This is a genomic window from Milkweed yellows phytoplasma str. MW1, from assembly GCF_000309485.1.
Lineage (GTDB): Bacteria > Bacillota_I > Bacilli_A > Acholeplasmatales > Acholeplasmataceae > Phytoplasma.
Genome location: NZ_AKIL01000047.1, coordinates 1 through 5111, shown reverse-complemented (window position 1 = coordinate 5111; position 5111 = coordinate 1). Strand labels below are relative to the sequence as shown.

The 5111-nt window shown below is 26.1% G+C and carries 4 protein-coding genes; 2 read left to right on the top strand and 2 right to left on the bottom strand.

Annotation, left to right across the window (positions count from 1 at the left end; all coding sequences use genetic code 11):
- Positions 1-69: 69 nt before the first annotated feature.
- Both RI76_RS01110 and argS read left to right on the top strand, forming a co-directional pair.
- Positions 70-978 carry an RluA family pseudouridine synthase gene (locus RI76_RS01110; RefSeq protein ID WP_017192296.1) on the top strand — a complete coding sequence of 303 codons (909 nt, stop codon included), beginning with the start codon at positions 70-72 and terminating at the stop codon, positions 976-978.
- 114 nt (positions 979-1092) lie between these two features.
- On the top strand, positions 1093-2784 hold the full coding sequence (argS, locus tag RI76_RS01105) for an arginine--tRNA ligase (protein ID WP_017192295.1): 1692 nt from the start codon (positions 1093-1095) through the stop codon (positions 2782-2784).
- Positions 2785-3480: 696 nt separating this feature from the next.
- Here the strand turns inward: argS and RI76_RS01100 are convergent.
- The gene (locus tag RI76_RS01100; RefSeq protein ID WP_017192292.1) at positions 3481-4035 is read right to left on the bottom strand and encodes a hypothetical protein; all 555 of its coding nucleotides are present in this window, start codon (positions 4033-4035) and stop codon (positions 3481-3483) included.
- A gap of 96 nt (positions 4036-4131) precedes the next feature.
- Entirely contained in the window at positions 4132-4263 is a 132-nt protein-coding gene (locus tag RI76_RS03280; protein WP_017192291.1) for a hypothetical protein, read from the bottom strand.
- Between the last annotated feature and the right edge of the window lie 848 nt (positions 4264-5111).

The window sequence follows — 5111 nt, the reverse complement described above, 5'->3', positions numbered from 1 at the left end:
TTTATTTTTTTATTTATTTGTAAGTGAACAAATCTTATTCTATTGGGTTAGAAAGGCTTGATGTGAAATATGAATAAATTTTTGGTTGAAGAAATAGAAACAGGCATGCGTTTTGATGTTTTTTTGGTGCAAAAATTAAATTTAAGCAAAAACAAATGCCAAAATTTGATTTCTTCTGGAGAAGTCTTAATAAACGATCAAAAACAGAAAAAAAGTTATCTTTTGAAAAATAACGATGAAATAAAGGTAGAAATAATTACTAAAAATGTTGTTAACGAATTAGATCCTATTCCTTTAGATTTGGATATTGTTTATGAGGATGATGATTTAGCAGTAATTAACAAACCGGTTAATTTAGTGGTCCACCCTTCTTCTAGTTATAAAGGAATCACTTTGGTGAACGGTTTATTATACCAAATACCGGTTTTAAAAAAAATACAAGGTACAAGACCAGGTATTGTACATCGTTTAGATAAAGATACTACAGGTTTAATGATTATCGGAAAAACTGAAGAAACCATCGTTCAAATGCAAGAATTGTTGCAAAAAAGGCATGTTAAAAGGACTTACTGGGCTTTAATTCATGGTTTTTTAGGACAGCGCGGAACCATTGATTTGCCTATCGGAAGAGATGTGAAAAACCGTTTGAAAATGTCTGTCACTTCTAAAGGAAAACCCTCAGTTACCCATTTTAAAACTTTACAAAGATTTGAACATTATTCTTTATTAGAATTAGAGTTAGAAACAGGCAGGACACATCAAATAAGAGTTCATTTGTCTCATTTAAAGCACTCTATTGTGGGCGATAATTTATACGGCAATCATAATGAAAATATCAAGACCCAGTTATTGCATGCCAAAAAATTAGATTTTTCTCATCCTCAAAAAGAAAAAAAAATATCTTTGGAAATTCCTTTAAATAATGCTTTTCAAAAGGTGTTAGATCAATTAGAATTAGAACCATATTATTTCCTGTAACTATTTTTTATCAAAATAATGTTATTTTTCTTTTAAAAGTGCGATTATGATATAACAATGTTTTAAAATTCATAGTTTTTATAAAAAATAACTTAAAAATAAGGAACCATTTTTATGCATTTAGACACAATTAAACAAACAATAGAAAACACATTAAATAATAAATACAACATTAAAACGATTATTAAACACAATGATAAAAATAAATTATTTGATTTTTACTTAGCTCTTTTTGTTTATCAAAAAACTTTACAAAAAGATATTTTAGAAATTTTTAACACTTTTAAAGCTGATTTGATGAGTTTAAGCGAAATAGAAGATATTTTTTTTGATAAAGGTTTTTTAAATATTAAAATTAATCGTCATTTGATTAGTAAAAAAGTTTTAACAGATGTTTGCGAATCAGGCGCTAACTATGGACAATTAAAACCTAATAATCAAACTATTATTATAGATTATTCTTCTCCTAATATTGCTAAAAACTTTTCTATCGGTCATCTTCGTTCTACAGTTATTGGTAATTCCCTGAAAAATATTTATAATAAATTAGGTTATCAAATTGTAGGAATCAATCATTTAGGCGATTGGGGAACTCAATTTGGTAAAATGATTTTAGCTTTTCAAAAATGGGGGAAGAAAGAATTAGTTTTAAAAGACCCTATTAATGAACTGCAAAAACTTTATATTTATTTTCATGAACAAGCAGAAACAGACGAACAATTAAACCAAGACGCTAGAGAAATTTTTAAAAAATTAGAAGAAAAAGATCCCGAAATAGTTGCTTTATGGAAATGGTTTAAAGATATTTCTTTAACTGAATTTCGTAAAATTTATGATTTATTAAATATTTCTTTTGATCATTATATTGGTGAATCTTTTTATCATGATAAAAGTATGGCTTTAGTGGAAGATTTACGTACTAAAAATTTATTATTGTTAGATCAAAAGGCTTATATTATGCCATTAGAAGGTATTCCGCCTGCTTTAATACAAAAAGACAACGGAAGCACTCTTTATTTGACTAGAGATATGGCTTGTATTCTTTACCGTAAAGAAAGATTTAATTTTCAAAAAACTTTATACGTTGTAGGAAACGAACAAAAATTACATTATCAACAATTAAAACAAGCGATGGATAAGATCATGGGTTATGATTGCGACTTAGAACATGTGAATTTTGGTTTAGTATTGTTTGAAAATGCAAAGATTTCGACTCGTAAAAGCAATAATTATAGATTGATTGATATTTTGGAAGCTACTACTAAAGAAGCAGAAAAAACGATTCAAGAAAAAAACCACAATTTAACTAATATTCATGAAAAAGCTCAAAAAATAGCGATCGGCGCTGTTGTCTTTAATGATTTGAAAAATGATCGCCATTTAAACATTGAATTTAATTTAAAACACATGTTACAGTTTGAAGGCAACACAGGGCCTTACTTGCAATACACTATTGCCAGGCTTAATTCTGTTATTAAACAATTAAAAAAAAGCGATGATTCTGTGGAAAAAAAATGGGTTCAAATGAAGGCTTATTTCGCTCAAGACCATTATTTCGCTTTAATTAAGTTAATGGATCAGTTTTCTTCTGTTTTAGAAAAAGCGAAAAAAGATAATATGCCGAGTATACTAGCGAGATATTTGCTGAAATTAGCTAAAACTATTAATCAATTTTACACTCTGGAAAAAATTTTAACTGACGATTTAGTTTTACAAACAGCGAACGGATTATTGATTAAAACTGTTTCTACTGTTTTAAAAGAAGGGTTAAATATTTTAGGCATACCTCTTTTAGAACAAATGTAATCCCTTATATGTTAAAATTTTTAATAAACTGATCACTCTTTATCATATAACAAAACAAACCACTTAAAAAGGGTTTATTTTTTATCTTCTTATCGTCTTTTAATGATTACATTTTTGTATTTTTTTGCTTGTAAAATTATTTAAACTGACTAAAACGACGATACAAATGATACTTACCAATATAAAAAAGGCGTAATGGCATCGAAAGTAATAGAAATATTACTTTCTGCTGTCCATATGATATAAATAAAATTACTATTCCAATAACAGAAAATCAAGAAGTTTCTTTTAAATTAATAATCCATTAGTTCCAAAAAGACGGAATTCGTTCTTTTAAATATTTGTTTTAAATAATATAGCAAAAAACTTGTTTTCTTTCTATTTCTAAAGCGCAACCTGCTTCTATTTTTGTTCTCGATCTAAAAAATTAATATGTTTTAACATAATATTAGTTAAATTAAAAGCGGTATTTAACAAAAACACAATTAAAGAAGTCACATATAAAACACCTTTAAAATATTTAAAAAGATAAAAATAAACTAATGAATTATAAAATAAGAAAACTTTGCGCAGCTATTAAAACCGATTTACAAATATTCATGAAAAAATCTATTAAAAGAGAGAAGGTTTTTTTGGAAATAAACAACCATTTTATTAAGACTTTGTGATCGTTATAAAGTATAGTTTTTATGAATGCTACAAAAGAGCCAATAATAAACCTAAAAACAATTCATTCATAGTTATTAATAAGGTAATCATAAAAACTGTTTTATAGGACGGTAAAGAGCGCCATAAATTTGACCAAAAGTGGTTTCGTTTTTCAAGGGTTTTGTCTTTGTTTAAATTTTGGTCATATGTAGTTTGAGAAGTATTAAGGTATTTTTGGTATTTGCTATCTTCGCCAGTATTAAAATGTTCTAATTTAGCCGGCAAATCATTAACATCAGTTTCTTTTAAAACTTTTATGTTTTTTAAATGTGTTTCAAATTGTTTTTTTAATTCAACATTGTCTTTATTTAAAAAAATAGATAAAGGTGGTACATCCACTTTTGATAAACCCGATTTTTCTATATCAAATTTCAATAATTTAAATTTATCGCTATTTTTAGTTTTAATAGGAACTAAATTTTGATAATCTTGAATTAAAATATTGATGTTATCTTGTTCAACTGCTTTCATGCAAGAAGTCAAATCAGTTCTCCAAGCGTTTTTTTCATGTTGGACAAATGCTTTATCGTTTTGATTATACAAATGAGGAATGATTTTGCGATCAAACGCTGAACCAGAAAAAGAAGCAAAACGGATAGTTTTTTTGCGTAGTATAAATTTGACTTGTAAATTCCTCAGTCATAAGATTGAAATTAACATTTTTTCTGCCGCATTCAAACATTCATCATCTTGTCTCGCTAAAATACCTAATTTGTAATCGATGTAAGGAATAAAGATCATTTTATCACATTCTTCTTTCCTTGGCAGCATTAAACATTCCTATTATGCCGTTTATGCCTTCTCAGACATCATTTTAAATAGCGTTTAAAATACCATTATAAAGAAACATTTTGATAACTAATTTTTTTGACATTCTCTCAGCTAATTCTTTTAAAAACAACATATCAGCGCTATTAATATAATCGCCGTTTTCCGTTTCAACGCTTTGGATTAAACCCGTTCACTCCGCTATTTAAAGTCAAAAATCATTAGTGGAGTGTCATATAAAGTAATAATAGCCATGGTTAAAGTTTTTCTTTATCTCTTTTTTATCTGTATCAGATAAACATAAAATATAATATATGTAGGAAAAGAAAAAAGATTAAAAAAATAGAATAAATTAATATTTTGTCCCTGTTTTGATAAATGTATTTGCTTATAAATTCTTTAAAGTTCATAATTGTGTAAAAATTATCTTGTCTTTGAATGGAGTTAATTTTTACTAAAAAAGCCCTTATTCATGAATAAAACAATTTAAACCTTAATTTTATTACAAATCCATAATAATCGTATCTTTTTTTATGAGAGGTTAATTTAAAAAAGAATTAATTTTTTTAGATAATATATGAATAGAAATAAATAACTAAGTTTATCTAATTTAGATCGAAAAAAATTATAAAAAAATGATAAAATAAAAACATTTAATCAATATAAATATTTAACATATAATCCCACAAAAGTGTCAAACTTTTTTAGAGATTATTTGCTTCTATCCAAAGACCTAAAAAAAAGACGAAGATGCTTGTTTTCTTTTTTGCCTGAAAAAGGAAATATATTTTGATTAATCAAATTTTAGTTTATAAATACTTTTTGGATTCATAAAGACGAATAGTTACATG